This window comes from Leisingera sp. ANG49 (assembly GCF_059694505.1).
This window is the reverse complement of the sequence record NZ_JCATZN010000053.1, coordinates 1-655: the sequence shown is the minus strand read 5'-3', so window position 1 is coordinate 655 and position 655 is coordinate 1. Positions and strand designations below refer to the sequence as shown.

2 pseudogenes are annotated in these 655 nt (G+C 60.3%); one reads left to right on the top strand and one right to left on the bottom strand.

The features are described 5' to 3' along the window. Positions 1-194: pseudogene (locus AC58NV_RS23700) on the bottom strand (hypothetical protein); the annotation flags it as partial. A gap of 126 nt (positions 195-320) precedes the next feature. Here AC58NV_RS23700 and AC58NV_RS23695 point away from each other — a divergent pair. After that, a pseudogene (locus tag AC58NV_RS23695) lies at positions 321-655 on the top strand (transposase); the annotation flags it as partial.

The window sequence follows — 655 nt, the reverse complement described above, 5'->3', positions numbered from 1 at the left end:
TCGTCAAAGGCGGATTTCATGATTGAGACCGCAAAGGGCAGCGCCACAAACACATGGCCCAGGATCACCGTGGTCAGCGACGGCTTCAGGGATGACGGTGTTTGCCCCCCGCTGCGCGCCCAAGACCGTGGGGGCCAGAAACAGCTCTGCCCCGGCTTGGGCAGCCGCCCGGAATGCTTCCTGGGACTCGGCATCCTAGCAGATCAGCGTGGTAGCTTTGAACTCCTCCAGCTTAAACAGCCTGTAAGATACGCTAGGTTCAGGATGCATTGATTTTCAGCGCGCTGCGTGATTCACGGCTCGGAACACGGAGCGGTGACATGAGCGACCTCTATTGGCTGACCGGCGAGCAGACGGCCAAGCTTGCCCCTTTCCTCCCGAAGTCGCACGGTAAACCACGGGTCGATGACGACGGGTGCTGAGTGGAATTATGTTCATCAATCGCAATGGGCTGCGCTGGAGAGATGCTTCGGAAGCCTGCGGACCGCACAAGACGCTGTACAGCCGGTGGAAGCGGTGGGGCGAGAAAGGCATCTTCGCGCGGATGATGGCTGGGCTGGCTGCCGAACACGGAGAGGAGAAGACCGTGATGATCGATGCGACGTACCTGAAAGCCCACCGAACGGTGACCAGCATGGGCGTGAAAGAGGGGGGG